We start from the raw sequence: 23,593 nt of genomic DNA on the forward strand, positions 1-23,593 counted from the left end.
GGAATCACACCAGAGGGGAAGCGCGGGGGTTCAGGCTTGGCCATTGCTGACGCGGTGTCGTTGTATCGAGAGAGGCGTGAGGCAGGCTTCGATTGGCATCGAAACGCGCGAAGTACAGTTGCGGCATGTGCCCGGGCAACGCCACCAGTGGCGCGGAACCTGAACAGCACCAGCAATGCTGCATGTTGGAATGATCGTCACTCTGCGGGGCTTTCTGCTCGATATCGCCCAGGGCAATCGCCACCATCTTCGTGCCGCTGGACGAACAGAAACTGCCCCACAGCAACTGCTCGGCAGGCGATTTCGCCGTCTGCGCCATCGCTCCCGTCATCGGCATGGCGAGCATGTTGAACAGCACTGCGAAGCAGGCGATCCAGGCAAATGCGAGCCGTTGTCGGGACATGGGACAAATCCGGTTGGGTGGGGGATCAGGCGCGGCTATTTAGCCTGATCAGGGCCGATAAGTAAAAAAGCAGCGTGCGGTGTGGTGTCGCAGCGCCAAGCTCCATAGCCTTCATGATAGTCGCGAATTACCGATTGCCAGTGCCGTGCAGATCAGCCATCACACAATTTTGTAGCAGCTGCCGAAGGCTGCGTTCGGCTGCGTAGCAGTCGTAAATCCTCCATCCGCGATTAACCTGAAAGATCGAGGCGTTTGATTTTACGACTGCTACGCAGCCGAACGCAGGCTTCGCCAGCTGCTACAGGGTTATGTGGTGGTTTCTGCTGTCAGGGCTGCCAATACCTCTGTCACCGACCCAAATTCCCGATCTACCCCCGGCAACACTGGCCGCTGTAAAACAATCACCGGCACCCCACGCTCCCGTGCCACTTCCAGCTTCGGCTCGGTCGCCGTGCTGCCGCTGTTCTTGCTGATCAGCACATCAATCTGCCGACGCTCAAACAGTTCACGTTCATCCTCAATCAGAAACGGCCCGCGCGCACCGATGACTTCGCAGCGCTCATTGCCCGGGTAAACGTCCAGTGCACGCAAGGTCCAGAATTGCTCTGGCGGGATTTCATGCAGATGTTGCAATGGTTCGCGGCCGAGGGTGAACAGCGGTCTCCGGAACGGTTTCAGCGCTTCGATCAACTCGGCCCAGTCGCTGACATCTCGCCAGTCATCCCCGGCCTGTGGTTGCCAGGCCGGGCGCCTTAACGCCCAGCATGCAATGCCGCTCAACCGCGCAGCGGTGGCGGCGTTCTGGCTGATGTGTGCGGCGTAGGGGTGGGTGGCGTCCAGCAGTAGATCGATCCCTTCATCGCGAATGAACTGCGCCAGACCTTCAGCACCGCCGTAACCGCCAACGCGAACCTGACAGATCAGATCTGTCGGCACACGCCCCACGCCGGCCAGGCTATAGATGTGTTCCGGCCCCAGGGTCCGAGCGATGGCCAAGGCTTCTGTCACGCCACCCAGCAACAACACGCGCTTCATTGAAAAGCTCCCGCATGGCCAACAATCCCGCCCTGGCGATCAATGGCGAACACTTCGACCTGAACCTGCGCCGGCACCACGCTGCGGGCAAAGTCCAGCGCGTGCTGACACACCGCATCACCGAGCGCGATGCCCGCAGCGCTGGCCATCGCCAAGGCTTGCTGGCTGGTGTTGGCTTCGCGAATCCCTTGCTGCAATACCTCATCGGCGCCAATCGCCGCCGCCCACTCGGCCAATTGCGGCAGGTCGATGCTCGAATGCCGACTGTGCAAATCCATGTGCCCAGCCGCTAGCTTGCTGATCTTGCCGAAGCCGCCGCAGAGGCTGAGTTTATCCACAGGCACTTTGCGCAGGTGTTTGAGCACGGCGCCGACGAAGTCGCCCATTTCGATCAGGGCGATTTCCGGCAAGTCGTAGACCCGGCGCATGGTGTCTTCGCTGGCATTGCCGGTGCACGCAGCGATGTGCAAGTAACCGTTGGTTTTGGCGACGTCGATGCCTTGATGGATCGAGGCGATGTACGCCGCACAGGAAAATGGCCGGACGATGCCGCTGGTGCCGAGGATCGACAAGCCGCCAAGAATCCCCAAGCGCGGGTTCATGGTTTTCAGCGCCAGGGCTTCGCCGTCCTCGACGTTTATGGTGACCTCGAAGCCGCCCCGGTAATCCAGCTCCTCGGCCAGCAGCGACAAGTGATCGGTGATCATCTTGCGTGGCACCGGGTTGATTGCGGGTTCACCGACGCCCAGCACCAGCCCCGGCCGGGTCACCGTGCCGACGCCGCGACCGGCATTGAAGCGAATGCCCGGTCGGGCATTCAGGCGCACGTGGGAGTAGAGCAGGGCACCGTGGGTCACGTCCGGGTCGTCCCCGGCGTCCTTGATCGTTCCGGCCTCGGCGCCGTCGTCCTTCAACCGACAGAACTCCAGGCGCATTTGCACCTGTTTGCCTTTGGGCAGAATGATCTCGACGGCGTCCGCTTCCACGCCACTGAGCAACAGACGAGCCGCCGCAAGGCTGGTGGCGGTGGCGCAGCTGCCGGTGGTCAGGCCACTGCGCAGCGGTGCGGGTTGTTCGGCGGTTTCGTCACGCATCGAAAGGCTTCGTCACTTCCAGCAAGGTAATCGGCAACGCCTGACGCCACGTATCAAAGTCCCCCAGCGGTTGCGCTTGAGCGATATGAATGCGCGTCAGCTCGCCGCCATGCTGCTCGCGCCAGGTCATCAAGGTCATTTCACTTTGCAACGTGACGGCGTTGGCGATCAGTCGGCCGCCGGGTTTGAGTTCGGCCCAGCACGTGTCGAGCACGCCCTCGCGGGTGACGCCGCCGCCGATGAAAATCGCGTCTGGACGCTCGAGACCGGCCAAGGCCTGCGGCGCACTGCCGCGAATCAATTGCAGGCCGGGAACGCCGAGGGCATCGCGGTTGTGTTCGATCAACAACTGCCGCCCTTCGTCAGCTTCGATGGCCAGCGCCCGGCAACTTGGGTGAGCGCGCATCCATTCAATGCCGATCGAGCCGCTGCCGGCGCCGACGTCCCACAGCAGTTCGCCGGGAACCGGGGCGAGACGCGCGAGCGTGATTGCGCGTACGTCGCGCTTGGTCAATTGGCCGTCGTGCTTGAAGGCTGAGTCCGGCAGACCGGCCAATCGGGAGAGGCGCGGCGTATTGGGTTCGGCGATGCACTCGATGGCGATGAGGTTCAGATCGGCGATCACAGGATTGTTCCAGTCATTGGCGACGCCATCGATGCGTCGTTCGGCGGCACCGCCCAGGTGTTCCAGCACGGTGAGGCGACTCGCCCCGAAACCGCGTTCACGCAACAGCGTCGCGATGGCGGCCGGGCTCTTGCCGTCGTTGCTCAACACCAGCAAGCGAACACCGCTGAACAACTGCGCGTTAAGTGCGGCGATGGGACGAGCAACCACCGAAAGCGTGACCACATCCTGCAACGGCCAGCCCATTCGCGCTGCCGCCAGCGAACAGGAGGATGGCGCCGGCAGTATCAGCATTTCATCACTGGACAACTGCCGGGCCAGGCTGGCGCCCACACCAAAGAACATCGGATCGCCGCTGGCCAGCACGCAGACCGGTTCGCCGCGCAGCGCCAATACCCGTTCAAGGGAGAATGGGCTGGGCCACAACTGCCGCTCGCCACGGATGCACGCCGGCAGCAAATCCAGTTGCCGCTGACCGCCAATGATCCGCGAAGCGTGCAGCAGAGCGTGCCGGGCGTTTTTGCCCAAGCCCTTGAAGCCGTCTTCACCGATTCCCACTACTGTCAGCCAGGGTGACATCTGCAGTCCTCAAAAAAAGTCCTCAAATGGACTGTTCCGACGGGCAGGCTTTTCATGCCGTCGAACAAAGCAGGCATAATACCGCGCCTTCGCCCGCGAAGCGCCTTTCCCACACTGCCGGTCGCCCCCCTTGAACAAACGCCCGATGTCCTCAGCCTTACGCCCCTCGGCCTGTCCGGGGTTGCTGCGTATCGTCCAGGCGCTGGACGGTGGTATCTGCCGGATCAAGTTGAATGGTGGTTCGATCAGTGCGGCTCAGGCCGACGCGGTGGCCAGTGCAGCTGAGCGGTTCGCTGGCGGCGTGATCGAGGCGACCAACCGCGCCAACCTGCAAATTCGCGGGATTGGCAATGAACAGGGCGCCTTGATCGACGGCCTGATGGCGGCCGGGTTGGGGCCCAGCACCGCCGCTGGCGACGATGTGCGCAATCTGATGCTCAGCCCGAGTGCGGGAATTGATCAGCAGATGCTGTTCGACACGCGCCCGCTGGCCGAACAGATCCTCGTTACGCTGCAAAGCCATGAACGCTTCCACGACCTCAGCGCCAAGTTTGCCGTGCAACTGGATGGCGGCGAAGGTCTGGCGATGCTCGAACACCCTCATGATCTGTGGCTGTGTGCCACTGAGCGAGAGGGCGAGCTGGTTTTTGCATTCGGTCTGGCGGGGTGTCCAGTGGACTCGCCTGTGGGTGCGGTGTCACTGGAGCAGGGCCACGCGCTGGTGGTCGCGGTTCTGGAGTTGTTCCTTGACCTGGCGCGTCCCGAGCAGACACGCATGCGGCATTTGCTCGCTGATTGTTCGCTCGACGGGTTTCTCGCTCGTCTGGCCGAACGTGTGCCGTTGATGCCCATCAAGGGTTGGCAGCGCAAGGTAAATCCGAGTGTCTTGCACATCGGTGCTCATCCACAGCGTGAGGCCAAGCGCGTGTATATCGGCGCGGTGCCGCCGCTGGGCCGTCTCAATCCCGCGATGCTCAGAGGCGTCGCACACCTGGCACGTGACCAGGGCGACGGCAGCCTGCGCTTCACACCCTGGCAAAGCCTGTTATTACCCGGTGTCCATGTCGACGATGCTCGGGAAGTTATCCACAGCCTTGAACAACTCGGTCTGCGTTGCTCGGCCGACGATGCCTTGGCGCACCTGATCGCCTGCACCGGTTCGACGGGTTGCGGCAAAGGCCTGGCCGACACCAAGGGCGATGCCCGACAACTGGCGGCGCTGCTGCAACGTCACGGCCAGACACTGAACGTGCACCTGTCTGGCTGCCAGCGTTCCTGCGCCGCCGCGCATAGTGCGCCGATCACCTTGCTGGCGGTTTCTCCCGGTAACTACGACCTCTATTTTCGCGACGCAGCGCAGCCGGGTTTCGGCGCGCTGCACGCACGCAACCTTACTATTGAAGCGGTCGCAGCCTTGCTCGACGCCCGCTCACGGAGCCCCCTTGATGCTTGATTACATCCGCGACGGTCAGGAGATCTATCGCAACTCCTTCGCGATCATTCGTGCCGAGGCCAACCTCGACCGTATTCCGGCCGACCTGGAAAAGCTCGCGGTCCGTGTGATCCACGCCTGCGGCATGGTCGACGCCATCGACGGCCTGCAATTTTCCGAAGGCGCGGGCAAGGCCGGGCGTGATGCGCTGGCCGCCGGTGCGCCGATTCTGTGCGACGCGCGGATGGTCAGCGAAGGTGTGACCCGTGCGCGTTTGCCAGCCAACAACCCAGTGATTTGCACCCTGCGCGACGACAGCGTTCCGGAACTGGCTCGTGAGCTGGGCAACACCCGTTCCGCCGCTGCGCTGGAGCTATGGCGTCCGCATCTGGAAGGCAGCGTGGTGGTGATCGGCAACGCGCCGACCGCACTGTTCTATCTGTTGGAAATGCTCGACGCCGGAGCACCGAAACCGGCGCTGATTCTCGGCTTCCCGGTGGGCTTCGTCGGTGCCGCCGAATCCAAGGCGATGCTTGCGGCGGACAGTCGCGGTGTGCCTTTCGTCATCATGCAAGGCCGGTTGGGCGGCAGCGCCATGGCCGCCGCCGCCGTCAATGCCCTCGCTACGGAGATCGAATGATGCAGCAACCTGGACGTTTGATCGGTCTTGGCGTCGGCCCTGGTGATCCGGAACTGATTACTGTCAAAGCCCTGCGCCTGCTGCGTGAATCGCCGGTGGTGGCGTACTTCGTCGCCAAGGGCAAAAAAGGCAACGCCTTCGGCATCATCGAGGCGCACTTGCAGGACGCGCAAACGCTGCTGCCGCTGGTGTATCCGGTGACCACCGAAGCGTTGCCGGCGCCGCTGTCGTATGAACAAGTGATCAGCGATTTCTACGATGCGGCCGGCGAAGAACTTGCCGCGCACCTGGACGCTGGCCGTGACGTGGCGGTGATCTGCGAAGGCGATCCGTTCTTCTACGGCTCCTACATGTACCTGCATGATCGTCTGGCTGAGCGCTATGAAGCCGAAGTCGTGCCGGGTGTCTGCTCGATGCTCGGCGGTGCTTCGGTGCTGGGCGCGCCGCTGGTGTATCGCAATCAGAGCTTGTCGGTCCTGTCGGGTGTATTGCCCGCCGACGATCTCAAGCGTCGTCTGGCCGATGCCGATGCCGCCGTGATCATGAAGCTGGGGCGCAACTTTCCCAAGGTCCGTCAGGTACTGGAAGAACTCGGGCTGGCGGAACGTGCGCTGTACGTTGAACGCGCGACCATGGCCAATCAGAAAATTGTCCCGCTGGATCAGGTCGAGCCGATGTCGTCGCCGTACTTCTCACTGATCATTGTTCCCGGTGAAAGGTGGCAAGGCTGATGTCCAGTCCAGTTCCGGCGATTGTCATTCTGGGCAATGGCAGCCTCGCCACCGCGCGCAGGATCCAGCAGGTGTACCCCGGCGCGTTGATTCATGGCCTCACCGAACGAGTGCAAGGCGCGGACCGCGTCTATCACGAGTTCGGCGCCACCTTGCGTGAGTTCTATCAGCAGGACACGCCGATCATCGCCTTATGCGCTGCGGGCATCGTGATCCGCACGCTGGCCCCGCTTCTGCTGGAAAAAGGCGCCGAGCCGCCAGTGCTGGCCGTGGCTGAAGACGGCAGCGCCGTGGTGCCGCTGCTCGGCGGCCTCGGTGGCGTGAACGTCATGGCGCGCGAGATTGCTGCCGGTCTCGAGGTTGCTGCGGCGATCACCACCAGTGGTGAATTGCGCTTCGGCACCTGCTTGCTCAATCCACCCAGCGGTTACGCCCTCGGCGATTTGGAACTGGGCAAGCGCTTCGTCTCGGATTTGCTCGCCGGCCAAAGCGTACGCGTCGAAGGGGCTGCGCCGTGGCTGGCGCAGGCGCAGTTGCCGCAAGATCCTCAAGCGCATCTGTCGATCCATGTCGGCCATGCCGAGCGGACACCGGCAGCCAATGAATTGATGATTTACCCGCGCAATGTGTTGGTGGCGGTGAGCGGTGAGGTGACGGGTCTGCCAGACGCCATTCGCGCGACCCTGCATCAAGCGAAAATCGCCGTGCAATCGGTGGCGTGCCTGTTGGCGAGCGATCTGGACATGGCTAGCGCGGCATTGCGCGAAGCGGCACTTGAACTGGGTGTACCTCTGCGGTTTGCGTCGGTCAGCGGCGGCGTTAGCGAGTTGTCCCGCCACACCGTGCCGAACGCTACCATCGTGTCAGCGGATACCGGCATTGCCATCGCGGTGGCCACTCAGCCGCTGGACGCTGCGCAGATCGGCCGTGCACGCGGTCGTTTGGCGGTGATCGGCCTGGGCCCTGGCGCTGCCGAACTGATGGTGCCAGCGGTCAAGGCCGAACTGGCCAGGGCCACCGACGTACTCGGTTACGAAACCTACGTGCGCATGGCCGGGCCGTTCCGTGAAGATCAGGTGCTGCATTGCACTGACAACCGCGAAGAGATGCAGCGTGCCCGCCACGCCTTCGAGCTGGCGGCGCAAGGCCGTTCGGTGATTGTGGTTTCATCCGGCGACCCCGGAGTGTTCGCCATGGCGGCGGCGGTGCTTGAAGCGTTGCATGAGTCGAGTGAGCCGAGCTGGCACAGCGTCGATCTGGAAATCCTTCCGGGTGTTTCCGCGTCACTGGCGACGGCTGCTCAAGCAGGCGCGCCCTTGGGCCATGACTTCTGCGTGATGTCGCTGTCGGACAACCTCAAGCCTTGGGCGATCATCGAGAAGCGCCTGGACCTGGCCGCCGAAGCCGATCTGGCGTTGGCGTTCTACAACCCGATCTCGCGGTCGCGTCCTTGGCAGTTGGGTCGGGCACTGGAGATTGTCGCGCAACACCGCACTGCAGAAACGCCCGTGGTGTTGGGACGAGACATTGGTCGCCCGGGCCAGACCTTGCGCGTGACTACGCTGGGGCAGTTGACCCCGGATCAGGTGGACATGCGCACCATGGTGTTGATCGGCTCGTCCACCACCTGTGCATTTCCTCGTGCCGAGGGTGGTGAGTGGGTGTATACGCCGCGTTGGTACGGTATCAAGCCTGCCTCCTGAACCACAGCGGCCCCGCGTGGGCCGTTTTTCACTTGATACATTACCGTCTGCTGGTTTGGCACTTTCACTTTGGCGTTGATGCGTCATTTACTTCACCAGTCGTTGTGGGATTTATGACTCTCGCCACGACGAATCAATACTGTTTTCTGTCGCTGATTTCTTCCTTTATGCAGTGCTTTTTTTTTAGTCGATAACTTCGGCGTTGCGCATGAGTCACAGCGCCGCCTGTTTGTTGATGGTCCCGACCATTTTTGTTTGTCTAAGTGCGATTATTTAAGTCGGCAATATAAAGTTTTATTATTTTCAAATTTGATTGTATTGAAATTAATTGAATTTCATCGGGTTTGAAGTGCCTGCTTTTACGATTTAGTTTTGTCTCGTGTGAAGTGGTTGCTTTGCATAGTGGTTGGGTCTCGTTCAAAAATACGAAATGGTTGACGTTGTCGTCGAGCGGTATTTACGCGGCTGGCTTACAGAACTTAATTGCATGTATTGAAGCTGGAGAGTGCCTTGTCTAATAGTCATTTGGATGTTCCGTATGTCGGTGAATATGTAAAGTTCGCAAAACTTTTTAATCTTAAAGATCTTGAACAGGCGTTAATTTCGCACAAAGGTACCGATGAGTATGACGACGTCTTCAGGTATTACTCAGGCTGCATCGACTTGCTCGATTCGCCCAGGATGCTGGAGCCGCTGGGCCTGTTGAAACAGGCTTTGGCCTCTTTTGTCGGGCCTGAGGGTCGACCACGACGAACGACTGAGTCGCTTCCTCCCGAGCGCGCGGCCCCCGACGTGACAGGCATCTACGAACGGCTCGAAGGTTTCGAGGCTCGTTTGTCGAGCGGCGTGCAGCAATTGCAAACTCCAAAGACCGACGTTCCGGACAATCTGCACTTCGTCTGGCTCGGCGGTGGTATAGGAAATATCCAGCGCGACTACATCAATATCTGGAAGCAGACACTGTCTGGGCAGAACTACACCCTCAAACTCTGGTACGACAGCGATGCATTGCTGGCCTACGAAACCAATCGAATTATTGTCGAGGCGGCCAAGGCTGACGCCATGCTTAATGGCGGGCAGGCCAGTAGTACCGCTATTGAGCTAGGCGATAAGTATGAACCGCGGGTCATTGCTCTCAAGCAGCAGATGTTTGCGCACATTAATAAAGCGGTAGAGCGCGGTGAGAGCGCCGACGACGCCAGGATAGATCTGTTGGTTCGAGCCTATAGCCAAGATGAAGGACGGTTGAAAGTACTCAGGGAAAAAAACCGCCAGAGTCTGTTGTCGTTGAACGAGGGCGCTATTGTTCTTCGCGATCTCGCCACCGAGGCGACACCGTTGTACTTGCAGGACATCTACGAGCGAGAAATCAGCTTGCGTGGCAACTTTGCTGCCGCCTCCGATGTTGTCCGCGCCGAGGCGCTGTTCGCCGACGGTGGCAGTTATGCAGACGTGGATAACCTGCCGCCGCTGTTAGAAAACCTGGGCGGGGTGGATATCAGCCGGTTTGGCTCGGATGCACGCCTGGGTGTTTTGCAGCTGATACTTGACCACAGCCCTGAGTGGATGCCGGGTCGGCAGGTTTTACGCAGCAGGTACACCAGCTATTTCGAGCAAATTCCCGAGGAACACCGTGAGGCGCTGGAGAATTTTGCCAAGAGCAGCCCTGATATCAGCAGTGTTTTCCGGCGCCCGGTAGAGCGCCAAGTGCGACCGGATGGACTGCGTGCCGTCGCCGAGCAAAGCACGTTGAGTAATGCGTTCATGATGGCTCATCCCGGCTCTGCGATGCTCAAGGCCGTTCTCGACCGTTTCAGCTTTAACTATGAGGTGCTTGATGCCACTACTCGGTTAGCCCTTGAAAGGAAGATTGCTCCTTCCGATTCTCATGCTGTGGCCGACCTTGGCATGGAGATTATCGAGAAAAGGTTAAGGCTCTTGGGCGAGCTGTCGGCGGAGGAGTTTCAGTCCGCCGCATTTCTGACTGTAGCGGTTGCAAAGTACTTCAGGGACGGTATTCGTCCCGATAGCGAGGTGACGATTTATTTGACCGGACCCGCCGCCATGCGTGATGGCATCGCGGATTACGCAAAGATGCATTTCACGCAACAGAGTGCTGAAGCCTCGCGAGCGGATGTCGCCATCCCAGCCATCGCAACCGTCAACCTGGCGACCGAGGAGGAGCTGGATCACTCTTGGAAGGAGAACGAGAATGATTTCACTCAATGGCTGAGCAGAGAAAAAATACGATGGGAAACGGGGCAATTCAAGGCGCGCTATGCCGGCGATGTCACACAGCTGCTCAAGTACCAGCGTATTGATTTCGAAGAAGGCTGGCCGGTGATCGAAGGTCGTCATGTGTTGATCACCGATCTGTTGCAGCAACTGGCCGATGATCTCGGTGAGCCATTTCGCCAGGCAATGAGTCAGCGCCATAACGGCAGCGTGACGTTTGATAAGCCGTTGTCCCTGAGCTTCGATGACCGGCAAGCGATCATTGCTCAGGACGCCAACATCCGCCCCCCGGCATCCCTCCCGGACGCGGCGACACAAAATCTGTCGGTGGATGAACTGCTGAGCCAGGTCGCCAAAGACCCACTTCTCACCGTGAAGCTAAACCCGCTGCAACGTCTGTTGCTGGGTGGGCTATTGGGGGTCAATGCCCTGGATAACCATCATTTTGATGCCGCCAGTGCAACGCTTGAAAACCTTGCCAATACGATGTCGGAGTTGGGAGTCATCCACCGTTACGGGGCCATTGAGCGGGAGTTGTTCAAGCAAAGTCATTCGGCTTTCCTTGCCGGGTTGACGCGTGCTTCCAACCCGCCTGTCGCCTTGTCCGAAACGAGTGTTGATCTCAAGAAACAGGCACTCGAACGTCCGCTGACCCTGGTGGAATGGGGACGTTTGGTCGCCAGGATTCAGCAAGTGGCGAAGCTCGAATACCGCGACCGTATTGGCGAGCGAATCGGTGAAGTGCTGGAGAGCTTTGATCACGGCAGTTTCAAATTGGTGCCCCAGGACTTGTTGCTCGAAGGATCGGGCGATCGGGTTGCCGGACGCTGTTACCCACTGGCACTGGCCATGGCTGCTGCGCTCCACAAAGGCAACAATGCGGCAAACACTTTGAGAGAACGCTTTTACCTGGCCGTCATCGAGCCTGAGGCCGCGGACTCAAAGGCGTTTGTGAGCATGATCGAGGAGTTGCGTGACGCGCCTGTCAATGACATAGGCAAGCCACTGATGCGCTCTAATCTGGCTCAGGTCGTAGCGATACTGGAAGAAAAAACGGCCAGTACGACCGTAATGCTCAATTCGGACAACCACTCGATGCTAGTGGCGAAAATCTTTGAAGGCGAGCACAGCATTTACCTGCTCTACGACCCGAATTTAGGGATCTTCGAGATTGTTACGTCGTTGGCGTTCAGTGACGCATTGACGCACTTTTTCCTGCGCAAACAAATGGCGGCGCACTACGCAGCCTTTGGCGATGCGCAACGGCCGACCTTCGATCTGATCGAGCTCGATGGCGCCAAACTGAACAAGCTAGTGCTTGCCTCCGGCAGTGAGGTATCAAGCCTGTCCGAGCCGGGTGCTTTGCCTGAACAAGCGCTGCCCAGGGTTCGGCAACGTGTGGCCAGTGCCCGTGGACAGTCGCTGGTCAACAATGCGGCGCTGGGCAGTTCATTGCTGGAACTGGACGCGCACTGGTGGGGTGGGCAGATCGCGCAGGCGACGCGGCAGTTGCAGGAGCAACACGGACTGGCGTCGGATTCTGTTGCGTTGTTCGAGACACTGGAGATAACCCCGACAGGGGAATACACAATCAGTCTGGTCAACACCGATGCCGGGCAGACCATTGAGCGTGTCACCACCGGCGATCACCGGTTTCTGAGAATTAAAAACTTCCTCTCCGAAACCTTCCATTCATTGGCCGCGCGCCCGCGTGCGTCGGTCAATCCGCTTGATCCGACGGACGCCGGCAGCGTTCATACGCTCAATGCCGGGTTCACCGTACAAGCCTTGATGAACGTACTGCGTCGTCACGAGAGTGCAGCGAGCGGTGGCGACAAGGCCCTGACCACCGCCATTCGCCTGCATGCCTACGTCAACTATGCCCAACTGGCCCATGGCAACGTGGTGGATGTGATTGGTGTTGTGAAACTGGTCCGCCAGGCACTGGACGATGAAAAGCTGATCGCCCGCACCAGCGCACCGTTGGTGCAAAAGGCCTTGGGGCATATCGCCAATGAAGGCGTCGGTACTGTGCTGGGGCTGGTGAATGTCGGGTTTGATATTTACCAGTTGAGCCATGCCACCAATGAGATTGAAAAGGCGCAGTTCGGGACGCAGTTGGCCTTCGACTCCGCGAGTACGGTGTTGGGCGCAGCGGGTCTTGGGGCAGCCCTGGCTGGTGCGGGTACGGTGGCCGCGGTGCTGGGGGGCGCCGGGGTGATTCTTGGCGGGTTGGCAGTGGGCGTTACTGCGCTGGCCGAAGGTTTTGCAACGATTGCGGAGGAAGCCAAGGAGGTCGCGCTGTTTTTTGATGGGCTTGAAAAGGCGTATGTACAAGGCGGCTATTACCTGGACAGGGCGTCGAATGCCTGGATTGCGCACCCCTTGCTGGTGTTTGCCGATTTGGATTTGCGCGCATCCACCGTCCATTTCGACAGTCCGAAATTGTTCCCGCTTCGGGACCATTTCGGGGTCCCGGATTACGATGTGGATTACACCCGAGCCGTCGATATTCGCCAGGGCCTCGGGTTGCCGGATTCGGCGCGTTTCTCACCACAGACAGGACAGACAATCGTTCTGCCCGGCAGACCCAGGACCTGGTACGGCTACAGATACAAGTTGCTGCCGTTCGTCACGTTTCGTCACGCCGGCGGTTACGACACGGCACGTCGACTGGAGAAAAAGAACGAACAGGGGCAATGGCAGTTTCTGTTTTCGTTCTTCTCGTTTCCCGGTGAGTACGTGATCAACCAGCTGATCCCGGCCTACAAACCAACGGTATTCAATGTTCGTCTCGATAACGTCGAGCGTTCACTCGCAATACCTGCGCTGCCGAAGATGTGGCACGGGCTGCTGTCCTACCGGATAGAAGGCGCAGGTGCTCAATGTTCCGTGCTGCTTACCCCCGGGGTGCGCCTTGAACTCGCCGCACCCGGTCACATTGCTATGGAATGGGTGCTGCGCACCCCATGGTTGACGGAGACAGACATCCGGGTAGAAGCCGGTGGGCGTCTTGTTTCGAAGACGCTGGATGTGACATTCAATGGCGGTGGCGTTCACCATGTGTTGCTTCAGCTGGCGGGTAACAAAATCGTGCAAGTAGATCTTGTTGCACGGCGGTTGGAGGTTGTCGAAGAAGACGCTGATCCGGCCGTCGGGGAACAAGCGTTGCTGGATCACTTCAAGACACTGACCCATGAACATCGCCTGGCCACGTCTTACACCCCCGTTCGCAACTTCGTGGTGCCGTTCGAAAAGCCGGGAGAACCCAGGAAGGTAACCGCGTATTACGACTCGGCGCAGGATCGTTTTCTGTACATCCGCGATCCGAATGTCCTGTCTCCCGATGAGGTGATACTGGGCGCGGTGGTGGAGGGCTCGGCTTACTTCTATCACCCCGGGTCTTTCTATGTCTGGCAGGTCGATGCGATCACCGGCACGCTGGTTCAGCGCTATCGTTTGCTTATTGGAGATGGCCTGGCGATTGTCCGCTTCGAGGCCGTGACCAATGGCGGCATTCAAGTCGTGCAGCAGCTCACTGGAAAGGACGGCCAGCGCAATGAGCTGACCTATGTGGTCCATGACCGGGCCATGTTGCTCAGCTCGATCACCCGCGGTCAGGATCCTGCGTTGCAGCTCGTTTTGGAGGCTGACACGCTGAGGGACTGGAAGCAGGTGCTGGGCGACTATGTGTTGCTCGCAGAGTCCGCCACTACAGTGAACTGGCGTCCCGGTGCACTGGTTTCGATTTGTTGGCAGATCAATGACAAGTTGCGGGATCTGGTCTGGGTGCGCAGCAGTGATGGGTTGATTATTCGGGCACCTGCCAGGCGTCACCATGCGCGGGGATGGCCAGACTCGATCAAGGCCTTGAATGAGCTTCTGCTCACCACTCCCGCCGGTGTCGAGGGCGACGTGTTTGTTACCTACGACAAACCTCGTCAAAGCCTCATGTGTCAGCAAAGGTCGATGGTGGATGGTCGCGCACAATGGTCGTCCAGCAACATCTCCCCCCCAGGGCTGAAAAATGTTATCGCCGTTGGGCGGGGTTATCTCGCGTTGACCGACTCGGGTCTGTTCTTTGACTTTACGCCGGACGGGGATCTGAGCTTTGGCGGGCTGACCGAACACTGGTTCAAGGATCGGGCTCAGTGGTGGTCGGTGCTGGAAACGGTTGCGGTGCAATACCCGGTGTCGAGTTTTGCCATCCTGGGTTTGACCGGTTTCAAGGGAGATGCCTTGTGCGCCTGGTACCTGGATGGTCGGCTGCTGCTCGCTGAAATGGGGCACGGCAAAGAAGTACGGTTGCTGAGTATTACTCCAGACAATCAGGCCACCTGGCTGTTTGATCTTTCAAACGGCAGGATTGTCCGTCAGGGTTTTATCGATCCAGACCGCTTGAGCACGGCATTTGCCCAGGGAACGAAACTCTTACTGGCTGAGGCATTGCCAGCCCCGACGCAGGAATGGGCGAGCTGGACCTTTAGCGACGTAACTGTGGAAGGCTCTGGCCTGAGGGCAACGACGCTTGAAGGTGTGGAGGTGGATTTGCAGTACAACGAACCGGTACGGATTACCGGCGTTGACAGCCATTGGGTCGCTGCACAGGAAGATGAATTGAGTGAGGGCCTGGCGGCGCTGGCGAACGAACATCGATGCGCCGATTTTCTGTCCGTCAAAGACCCTGACTACCAACAATGGTACGTGGTCCGGACCGGACGGTTGATCCGCATTCCGAAGACCGCGATTGCTGCGCCATTCACGCTCGTCGGCACCCAGCATCAAACCAATGTGATGCTGCATGACCACGGGAATGGTTTTTTGCACACCTATCCGCAGAACAACAAGGTCGGGCCGCTCGGCTATGTCCAGCGAAACGCCGAAGTCCTGGTAGTCGAGGGGGCGAAAACGAGGACGGACCTGCTCCCGTTGATTGCCGATGATGTCAGCATCCTGGTGCTCAAACTGGGTCAAGGTTCAACGACCTGTCGGCTCACCCGAGCCGCGTGGTTGAAACTTGAATCGGTCATCGTCGATTGCCGCCATTCGCTTGACCACTCGCCCTCGGTTCCGGGAAAACTGATCTGGGATATCGTGGTTGCGGATCAGTTGTGGGCGAGCCGGGTCGATGAGCACTTGGTGATTGTGGATGCGGACAGCGGACACAGTTTGATCTTTCGCGACGTGTTCTCGACCGATGTCGTTTTGCAACGGAACGTATTTCTGACGATGAGCAGCTATCAGTCCTTCGCGGTGTCAACACTGGTGAGTGCCCTGGCCAGGAAGGGCAGCACGAACAGTGTGTTACTCAAAGACATTTTGCCCACCGCAATAGTTGAAAAAATAGAAGATTGAGTTCTGACAGCCACTGACACATTGAACCTGTTCGATGTGTCAGTGGCTGTCTTTTTTTTTCATAAGGATATGAAAATGAAAAGTACAACGACGGGAACGCTAAATCAGACTGACACTATTTCCACGCCGTTTGATCGCAGCGAGTTGGAGTTTGCGTTGAGCGGTTTCAAAGACATGCCGGAGCATGCAGCGGCCTTGCGTTACTTCGACGGTGCTACCGAAGCGTCGAGTCTTGACGCCCAACTGACGCCGATAAGCCTATTGAAGGAAACCCTCGAATCAATAAACCCGAAAGGTTCGGCTGCCACACTGCAAAAAGTCCGGGATAAATTGACGGACTATTTCCTGCGTTTGAGTACAACTGTCGAACTACTGAATACAGCCAAACCCGTCCCTAAAAAGTTGCACTTTGTCTGGGTGGGCGGGGGCATTGGCGCTATTCAGGGAGACTACATCAATGTCTGGAGGCAAATGCTTGCCCCACAGGGTTACAGCCTCAACCTGTGGTATGACAGCGATGCTTTGCTGGCCCATGAGACCCATCGCATTATCGTCGAGTCAGCCAAAGCGCTGGGGGCGATTTCTGCGCCACATGGCGCAGTCGATACGTCTGCTGCGCTGGCTCGTCGTTACATCGAGCGAACTCGAGTGTTGCGACAGCAGATGTTCGAGCATATCCAGACTGTCACTCAGGCGGGCGGGAGCGCCGATCAGGCGCGGATCGATCTTTTAGTCAGTGCCTATGGCCAGGACGAAGGTGCGCTCAAGGCGCTCAAGGCCCGCAATCTTCAATCTCTGCAACGCGTGGAAATTACCCATCGAGACATACACGTAGAGCTTATCGATCAACCGTTGTTCGATATCTATGAGCGCGAAATCTCGTTTCGCGCCAACCTGGCAGCCGCATCCGATATCACACGTTTACAAGTTCTGAATGTCGAGAGTGGAACCTATCTTGACGCTGACTTGCTGCCGTCTCTGCATAAAGTGCTCGGCGGTGTGGATCTCGTCGCCTTCAGTGCCGAAGAACGTATAGGTGTGATGCAGGTATTGTTCGATCACAACCCGACACTACTTCCGAATCGGGGGCAGGCCTATGCGGATTTTCGCCCCAAGGTGGCTGAACAACACAGAGAGGCGATAACAGCATTTGCCAAAAGCATGCCGTCCCTCGGCGATATTTTTGCGCCGTTCAATGACGTCATGGTTGCAGCGAACGGGCTGCGCGTCGGGAACAAAAACATGCTTGACTCGATGCCTGATCAAATCAAGACGCCATTCAACGGATTATCCAATGCCCTGTTGAGTGGGCATGCGGGTTCTGCGCAACTCACCGCCGTTATGGAAAAAATTCGCAGCAACTATCAGTTCCTGGACCGGGTCGTTGCGCAGGCCTTGAGCAGCAATGTATCGCTTCAGGATCACCGGGTATTTTCCGATCTGATTGTCCGGGCGCTGGAGAGAAACCACGGTTCGATTTCAAGTTGGGAGGCGAATATGCAAAGCCTCACCAGTTTTGCGCAGGCGATCAATGACTATGATGCCGACGGCATCAAATTCGGCGCCCAATCGGCCATTGCGATGAGCGGGCCGACGGCGGTGTCCAGCGGTTTGAGTGACTTTGTCGAAGACCATGCGGTGCTTGAAAGCCGCCAACTGATCAGCGACAAGGTTGACCTGTTCGACGGCTTTAACCTCGCCACCGAAGAAGAAACCCATCACAGCTGGAAAGACAATGCCAGGACTGAGGCGGCCTGGTTCGAGCTTGAAACAACCAAAGCGAGCCAGGGCGGCTATAAGGCCCATTTCAAAGGCAACATCACGGAGCTGCTTAAAGGTCGGCTTATGACGTTTGAAAAGGGTTGGCCTGTGATTGAAGGCCGTCCCGTTTTACAGACCGACCTCTTGCAGCAACTGATGGATGACCTCGGTGTCCCCTTCATCCGGGCCATGAACGAAAAACTCAGCGGCGACCTGAGCTTCGATAAGCCTTGGTCCCTGAGCTTCGATGAGCGTCAGCGGATCCTGGCGCAAGCCCGTGTCGAACTTCCGGTCTCACACGGTTTTGAGCCGATCGGTAACTTGAACGAAATGATTGCCCGTATTGGCCACGGCTCTCTGCCGCTTGATCAGTTGAGCCCGGTGCATCGAGTACTACTCGGGGGGCTGTTCGGCGCGCAGACGCTGGATAATGCCGGATTCGACGATGCCTGGCGGCGCACCCGAACCCTCGCTCAGAGCACCGCCGACCTGGGTTTCGCCCAGCGTTATCTGGCCATCGAGCAGGCCTTGCTCGCACGCAGGCATCCTGCATTCGAAGCCGGGTTTGTAGTTGCCCAGGCATCGGTTGAGCCATCGAAAAACAGCGCTCAGGTGCTCAAGGCCCTTGCGTTCGAGAAGCCGTTGACCTTGCGTCAATGGGGCGAGCACATGGCCCGCATCAGGTTTCAGGCCCAATACGAACTGCGCCAGCACATCTTCCAGCGCAGCGCCACGGTGCTGGAAACCTTCATCGCGCAAGGTGCTTCGACGGGGAGGTTGATGCCCCAGGGGTTACTGGTCAGAGGTGAAGGCGATCCCGGAAGGCGCTGTTATCCACTGGTGTTGGCTATGGCGGCAGCCCTCGAAAAAGGCCCCTCGGCCGTGGACGCTTTGAGCGGCAGGTTGGCCAATGCCAACCTTGCGCCCGACGCCAATGAAACCCATGCTTTTCTGCGGACCCTCGATGAGCTGCGAACCGTGCCAATGGCGCGGTCGGGCACTTTGTCAGGAGAGTCCGGGCTGAATCAGGTCATGCAGACACTGGAAGCCAGGACTTCCACCAGTACCTTGATGCTCAACACCGAAAGCCATTCCCTGTTGGTGGCAAAAGTCGTCAATGGCGAGTCGAGTGCCTATCACTTCTACGATCCGAATTTCGGTGTCTTCGGATTTGACCAGGCGCAGGACCTGCACCGTGGTCTGGAGCGATTTCTGAGCAGCCCTGAGCTGGCCAAACTCTATGAGATCAGTTACTTGATGGAAGCGACGTTCAACGTCGTCGACCTCAATGGCCCGCGTATTGCCGATCTGACACTGCCGTCGCAGATCAATGTGTCGGGTTTGCTGAGCCATGATCCGATCAGCACCGGTGTAACGGTGGCGCCATGGGAACACCATGCTGAGTTACGGGCCCGTTCATTGGCGGAAAATGCCCGACTGGGGCGTGGACTGAACGAGCTGGACGCCCGTCACTGGGCGCAGCAGATTCAGCACAGCGCTGATCGCCTCCACGCGGAAAGTAACCTTGGGCGAGACTTTGTTCCGGTGTTCGACAGTGTGCGAGAGGTGTCGGGTGGACACTATGAAATCAGCCTGGTCAATCTCAAGGACCCCACGCGCACCGTCAGGGTGTCAAGCACCGACGGAGTTCTGTCGCGGATCCGCTCCTACCTGACGGAGACCTTCCAGACACTGTCGGTCAAGCCGTCCGTACCGGGTTATGTCGACCCGACCGATGTCAGCGCCGTGCATACCTTGAATGCGGCTTTTACGGTTCAGGCGCTGCTGGTGGCGCTCCAGTCCCATGAGCAAATCAGCGACATCAATGAAGACCGGAGCCTGACGACTGCCGTGCGAATGCACGGTTACCTCAGTTACGCGCAACTGGCCCATGGCAATCTGCTCGACATCGCGGATCTGGTCAAACTGTTCAGGGTGGCGTTAAACGACGCACCGCTGGTCGCCCGGACCTCCTCCTCGGTAGTGGTCAACGCGCTGGGACATATTGCCAGGGATGGTTTGGCCACGGTGATGCAGCTGGCTACTCTGGGTTTCGATATCTATCTGCTGGCCAATGCCAAGGACGATCTGCAACGGGCGCAATACGGCACGCAGTTGGCGTTCGATTCCGCGGGGTTGGCACTGTCTGCGGCCGGCATAGGCGCCGGCCTGGCAGGTGCCAGTACGGCAGCTGCGTTTCTTGGCGGGGCCGGTGTGATTCTGGGCGGGCTGGCCATTGGCGTGAGCGCGCTGGTCGAAGGGTTCAACGGCACATTGGAGCGAGGACGGCGGATCGGTCAGTACCTGAACCGCGTCGATAAGGCGTATCGCTCGGGCGGTCACTCGATCAGGGAGGGTGTGTTTTATCCGAGTCCTTATGCGGTCATCCGCGAGATTGATTTGCGCAACCAGCGACTGACGTTTGGTAGTCAGGAAATTTTATCGGCCAACACCTCCGTGCTGCACCCGCCGAATGACAATCCTGATCGTTCGAAAGCCATCAACATTCGACAACACCTTAAGTTGCCGGAGCATGCGGCTATTGGCGATTTGACGACCTTTCAGGCCATTGTCCTGCCGTGTGTGGCCAACACCTGGTTCGGTTTCAATTACTCGGCCCTGCCGTTTTCGACCACGCGTTCCGAGCATTTTGAAACTGCGCTGAAGCTGGAGTACGACACAGCAGGCAATCGCCAGTTCTGGTTCACCTTTTACAAGTTCCCCACCGAGTACATCTTGCACAACTTGTATCCGAAAGAGGTCGAGACGACGATCAGTGTCTTGCTGGATAAGGAGCCGCGTTCGTTGCTGGTGCCCGAGCTGCCCAAAATGTTGCACGGCAAGCTGTCCTACAGTGTTGAAGGGGTGGGCGGTCATTGTGCGCTGACACTCGCCCCGGGCGTGCGATCGGTCAATCTGTCGCTGGCACAGAAGGCTCGCCCCATGGCCTGGACGCTGCGTGCGCTCTGGTTGAGCGAAGAGGACATCGTTGTCGGCGAAGGCCTTTTGAAGGTGGGAACTGTCGACGTTCACGTCATGGGTACGCCTGAATTGGTTATCCAGACTTCGCATAACTCGTTTCGAGTCAACTGGGCAAAACAGCAGTTGCTGCTCGAAGAGCTGGAGAACGATCCGACTGTCGACACTGCGATTATCCAGGCCCGAGTCAGGAAACTGGCCCGCACCAATCGTTTGGCCAGCCCATTCACAGCGGTACAGAATTTCCCGGTTCCGTTCGCAGACCCACAAGAACCACAACTCACCACGGCTTTTTATGAGCAGGCCCGTGATCGTTTTATCTACGCTCGCGACCTCCCATCAGCACTGGCGAACCAAGCCAGGCTGGGCGCGGTGATGGGTGGGCAGGCGTATTTCTATTGCTCCCGGGAAGCACTCATCTGGCGCTCTGACGTGGTCACCGGGCAGGTCAATCGATTCTATAGGCTGATGGATCCGGTGCCCGGTTCGAGCATTTCGGTGTTCCAGGTCCTGGGGCCGGGGGTCATTCGGATTGTCCAGCAAGTGACCCAGCGCACTGGGCGTGAAGCCGAGGTGGTCTACCTATTGGGTGAGGACGAAGTCTTGCTGCTGGCGATTGCAGGTCATCTGACCGACCGTCAGCAAGACCTGCTGCTCAAGGGCGCCATGCCTGGGTGGTCGAACTTCCTGTGGGATTACGAACTGTTGGTCAAGGACTCGAAACTTTGGCCTTTGACCCAAGTGATAGTCGTGGATTATCAGCCAGCGGCGTTTGTCTCGATAACACCTTTGACCCAGGGCAGAAAGGAACCGGTCAGCACGTGGGTCCGTGCTGCTGATGGCCTGCTGATTCGTCCCAATGTGCCGCAGATTGAGGGGCCGGGCGGCGCGGTCAGCCCGATGTTGCTGACACCCGCGACCAGCACGGGCGATACCGTCCTGTTCTTTGACAAGCACAATCGGACCCTCTATCGCCAGAAGATCGGGATGACTGTCACCGGTGTGGATGCCCAGGCTGAGCGTATCGGGCCCTGGAATGTGATTGAAGTCATCGCCAATGAAAAACGCTACGTTGCGTTGACCAGGGAAGGGCTGTATTTCGATATCAACGAGCAAGGGCAGTCGCAGCTGGCCGGAGTCTCCGAAGACTGGCTGGAGGATGCCAGAGGGCCGTTGGGCATTGGCTTTGAGTTTTGGACCGACGTTGAGGCGCTTGCGAAGGCGCATCAAGCGTCGAGCTTTTCGATTCTTGGTCTGGGCACCGGCGTACGGGATGAAAAACTGTGTGCCTGGTACGTCGACCATCGATTGCTGATTGCTGATGTGGGCCCCGGCAAGGTAGTGCAGTTGGTGGCAACGCCTCCAGATGAGGAGGCGGGCTGGCTGCTGGATATTTCCGTTGGGCAACTTTACCGCCAAGCGTTCCTTGAGCCTGAAAAACTACCGACACTCTTTGATAATGGTCTTCAGCTTCTGCGGAAGGACCTGTTGCCTGTGCTACAAAAGGTCTGGCCCGAATGGTCTTTTGCGCAGGTATGGACACAGGGTGCCGGTCTGCGAGGGCGGACGCTTGAAGGGGTTGAACTCGAGATGATGTTCGGTGAACCGGCACGTATTGTCGGCGTCACGGGAGACTGGGTTCTGGCGCAACAGGGTACGAATTACCCATACGATGCGGGGGTGAGGCAAGCGTTAAAGGCGCTGGTGAGCAAGCATCCCCACGAAGCATTTGTATCGGTTGGCGGTTACTCGGGCTACCAATGGTACGTCGAGGGCATCGATCGTGTGGTGGGTGAGGTCAATACGAGCCTGGAAACCCGACTGCTGGGTGTTCGAAACAAAGCTGTTGCCTTGTTACATGAAACGCCCAGCCAACTGACATACAGCGCTTCGAAGGATGTGTGGCTGGAGAACAGCGTTGCACGTCGTGAAGCCGAGGTGTTGATGCTGGAGTTTCAGGGTGAGCTCAATGACGTTATGCCGTTGATACCTGACGGCGTTACCCAGTTGATCTTGAGTTATGGGCCCAGAGCGATCAGCTGCAGCGTATCGAGCACTGTCTGGCAGCGGCTTGAATGCATTGTGGTTGATTGTCGTCGTTCGTTGAGCGCTGAGTCTCTGATGCCTGGCACATTGATTCTGGATACCGGGGCGCAGGATGTGTGGCGGGTCAGCCTGGTTGAAAGGCAGTTGCTGTTCACCGATCCGAACACCGGGCACAGCCTGATCTTGCGCGATCACTCCGACGATTTGGCCGAGCGCCGCGCGGTGAGCCTGAGTCTTCAGGTTCATGGCACCACAGTGACCGTAACCCTTGATCAGCTAGTGCAGGCACTGGCCATCGATGGCGAGGACAGGCAGCTCGCCGCGCTAATGACGAAGGTGGGCGTCACGGAACCAGATAGCCCTTCACCCCGGTAAAGATGATCTGCGCCGCCAATGCGCAGACGAACAACCCCATCAACCGGCTGACGATCTGCAAGCCCTGGTCACCGAGAATCCGCTCGATGCGGTTGGACAGATAAAGCACCACGCCGACCGTAAAACTGGCCAGGGCAATACTGAGAATGGCCGTGAGTTTGTCGTCCCAATGAGGCTGACTCACGCCCATCACCAGCAAGGCGCCGATGGTGCCGGGGCCGACCGTCAGGGGAATGGTCAGCGGGACGATGGTCACGTCCTGCTGCACGTTGTCGGTTTGCACCGCCGACTTGCCCTGGGCCATGCCCAGCGCCGAGATAAACAACACACTGCCGGCGCCGATGCGGAAGGCGTCCACGGTGATGCCGAAGACACTGAAAATCACTCGCCCGAACAGGTACAGCAAGACGCTGGAGACCAGCGTGGCTGTCGCCACTTTCCAGGCCAGTCGACGCTGTTCCTTGCGCGAATAACCGCGGGTCAGGCTGATGAAGCAGGACAATACGAAGAACGGGCTGTAGAGCACCAGCATCTTCAGGTAAACGCTGAACAACACGTGGAGCATGGTGCAAGCTCACTGGCGAGGGAAGTCGAGGGGGA

At 58.7% G+C, this 23,593-nt stretch carries 11 protein-coding genes; 6 read left to right on the forward strand and 5 right to left on the reverse strand.

Features of this window, described 5'->3' with window-relative positions:
• Positions 1-4: 4 nt before the first annotated feature.
• The 4 genes from QFW87_RS03040 to cbiE all read right to left on the reverse strand — a co-directional run bounded on the left by QFW87_RS03040 (position 5) and on the right by cbiE (position 3,736).
• Entirely contained in the window at positions 5-403 is a 399-nt protein-coding gene (locus tag QFW87_RS03040) for a DUF2946 domain-containing protein (protein ID WP_283189776.1), read from the reverse strand.
• Between the two features lie 306 nt (positions 404-709).
• Complete coding sequence (locus QFW87_RS03045; RefSeq protein WP_283189777.1) at positions 710-1,438, reverse strand: cobalt-precorrin-6A reductase; 729 nt, start codon at positions 1,436-1,438, stop codon at positions 710-712.
• On the reverse strand, positions 1,435-2,532 hold the full coding sequence (locus QFW87_RS03050) for a cobalt-precorrin-5B (C(1))-methyltransferase (RefSeq protein ID WP_283189778.1): 1,098 nt from the start codon (positions 2,530-2,532) through the stop codon (positions 1,435-1,437). The genes QFW87_RS03045 and QFW87_RS03050 overlap by 4 nt, the downstream gene beginning before the upstream one ends.
• On the reverse strand, positions 2,525-3,736 hold the full coding sequence (cbiE, locus tag QFW87_RS03055; protein ID WP_283189779.1) for a precorrin-6y C5,15-methyltransferase (decarboxylating) subunit CbiE: 1,212 nt from the start codon (positions 3,734-3,736) through the stop codon (positions 2,525-2,527). Before cbiE ends, QFW87_RS03050 begins: the two co-directional genes overlap by 8 nt.
• Positions 3,737-3,881: 145 nt before the next feature.
• Between cbiE and cobG the strand changes: the two genes are divergently transcribed.
• The 6 genes from cobG (at position 3,882) to QFW87_RS03085 (ending at position 22,993) form a co-directional block, all read left to right on the forward strand.
• Positions 3,882-5,189, forward strand: a complete 1,308-nt coding sequence (cobG, locus tag QFW87_RS03060; protein WP_283189780.1) for a precorrin-3B synthase — start codon at positions 3,882-3,884, stop codon at positions 5,187-5,189.
• On the forward strand, positions 5,182-5,808 hold the full coding sequence (locus QFW87_RS03065) for a precorrin-8X methylmutase (protein WP_283189781.1): 627 nt from the start codon (positions 5,182-5,184) through the stop codon (positions 5,806-5,808). The genes cobG and QFW87_RS03065 overlap by 8 nt, the downstream gene beginning before the upstream one ends.
• Positions 5,808-6,539 carry a precorrin-2 C(20)-methyltransferase gene (locus tag QFW87_RS03070; RefSeq protein ID WP_033053597.1) on the forward strand — a complete coding sequence of 244 codons (732 nt, stop codon included), beginning with the start codon at positions 5,808-5,810 and terminating at the stop codon, positions 6,537-6,539. Before QFW87_RS03065 ends, QFW87_RS03070 begins: the two co-directional genes overlap by 1 nt.
• The gene (gene cobJ / locus QFW87_RS03075; RefSeq protein WP_283189782.1) at positions 6,539-8,242 is read left to right on the forward strand and encodes a precorrin-3B C(17)-methyltransferase; all 1,704 of its coding nucleotides are present in this window, start codon (positions 6,539-6,541) and stop codon (positions 8,240-8,242) included. Before QFW87_RS03070 ends, cobJ begins: the two co-directional genes overlap by 1 nt.
• 681 nt (positions 8,243-8,923) lie before the next feature.
• On the forward strand, positions 8,924-15,832 hold the full coding sequence (locus tag QFW87_RS03080; protein WP_283190874.1) for a TcdA/TcdB pore-forming domain-containing protein: 6,909 nt from the start codon (positions 8,924-8,926) through the stop codon (positions 15,830-15,832).
• A gap of 75 nt (positions 15,833-15,907) precedes the next feature.
• On the forward strand, positions 15,908-22,993 hold the full coding sequence (locus QFW87_RS03085; RefSeq protein ID WP_283189783.1) for a TcdA/TcdB pore-forming domain-containing protein: 7,086 nt from the start codon (positions 15,908-15,910) through the stop codon (positions 22,991-22,993).
• On the opposite strand, the gene QFW87_RS03090 is transcribed toward QFW87_RS03085, so the two are convergent.
• Complete coding sequence (locus QFW87_RS03090) at positions 22,962-23,558, reverse strand: MarC family protein (protein WP_007937197.1); 597 nt, start codon at positions 23,556-23,558, stop codon at positions 22,962-22,964. The genes QFW87_RS03085 and QFW87_RS03090 overlap by 32 nt on opposite strands.
• Positions 23,559-23,593 lie beyond the last annotated feature (35 nt).

Origin of the sequence: Pseudomonas sp. PMCC200344 (assembly GCF_030053095.1) — a bacterium.
GTDB classification, from domain to species: domain Bacteria; phylum Pseudomonadota; class Gammaproteobacteria; order Pseudomonadales; family Pseudomonadaceae; genus Aquipseudomonas; species Aquipseudomonas svalbardensis.

Bases quoted from the DNA above. Each gene is read 5' to 3' on its own strand.
- QFW87_RS03040 (WP_283189776.1), bottom strand. From the start codon at position 403: ATGTCCCGACAACGGCTCGCATTTGCCTGGATCGCCTGCTTCGCAGTG.
- QFW87_RS03045 (WP_283189777.1), bottom strand. From the start codon at position 1,438: ATGAAGCGCGTGTTGTTGCTGGGTGGCGTGACAGAAGCCTTGGCCATC.
- QFW87_RS03050 (WP_283189778.1), bottom strand. From the start codon at position 2,532: ATGCGTGACGAAACCGCCGAACAACCCGCACCGCTGCGCAGTGGCCTG.
- cbiE (WP_283189779.1), bottom strand. From the start codon at position 3,736: ATGTCACCCTGGCTGACAGTAGTGGGAATCGGTGAAGACGGCTTCAAG.
- cobG (WP_283189780.1), top strand. From the start codon at position 3,882: ATGTCCTCAGCCTTACGCCCCTCGGCCTGTCCGGGGTTGCTGCGTATC.
- QFW87_RS03065 (WP_283189781.1), top strand. From the start codon at position 5,182: ATGCTTGATTACATCCGCGACGGTCAGGAGATCTATCGCAACTCCTTC.
- QFW87_RS03070 (WP_033053597.1), top strand. From the start codon at position 5,808: ATGCAGCAACCTGGACGTTTGATCGGTCTTGGCGTCGGCCCTGGTGAT.
- cobJ (WP_283189782.1), top strand. From the start codon at position 6,539: ATGTCCAGTCCAGTTCCGGCGATTGTCATTCTGGGCAATGGCAGCCTC.
- QFW87_RS03080 (WP_283190874.1), top strand. From the start codon at position 8,924: ATGCTGGAGCCGCTGGGCCTGTTGAAACAGGCTTTGGCCTCTTTTGTC.
- QFW87_RS03085 (WP_283189783.1), top strand. From the start codon at position 15,908: ATGAAAAGTACAACGACGGGAACGCTAAATCAGACTGACACTATTTCC.
- QFW87_RS03090 (WP_007937197.1), bottom strand. From the start codon at position 23,558: ATGCTCCACGTGTTGTTCAGCGTTTACCTGAAGATGCTGGTGCTCTAC.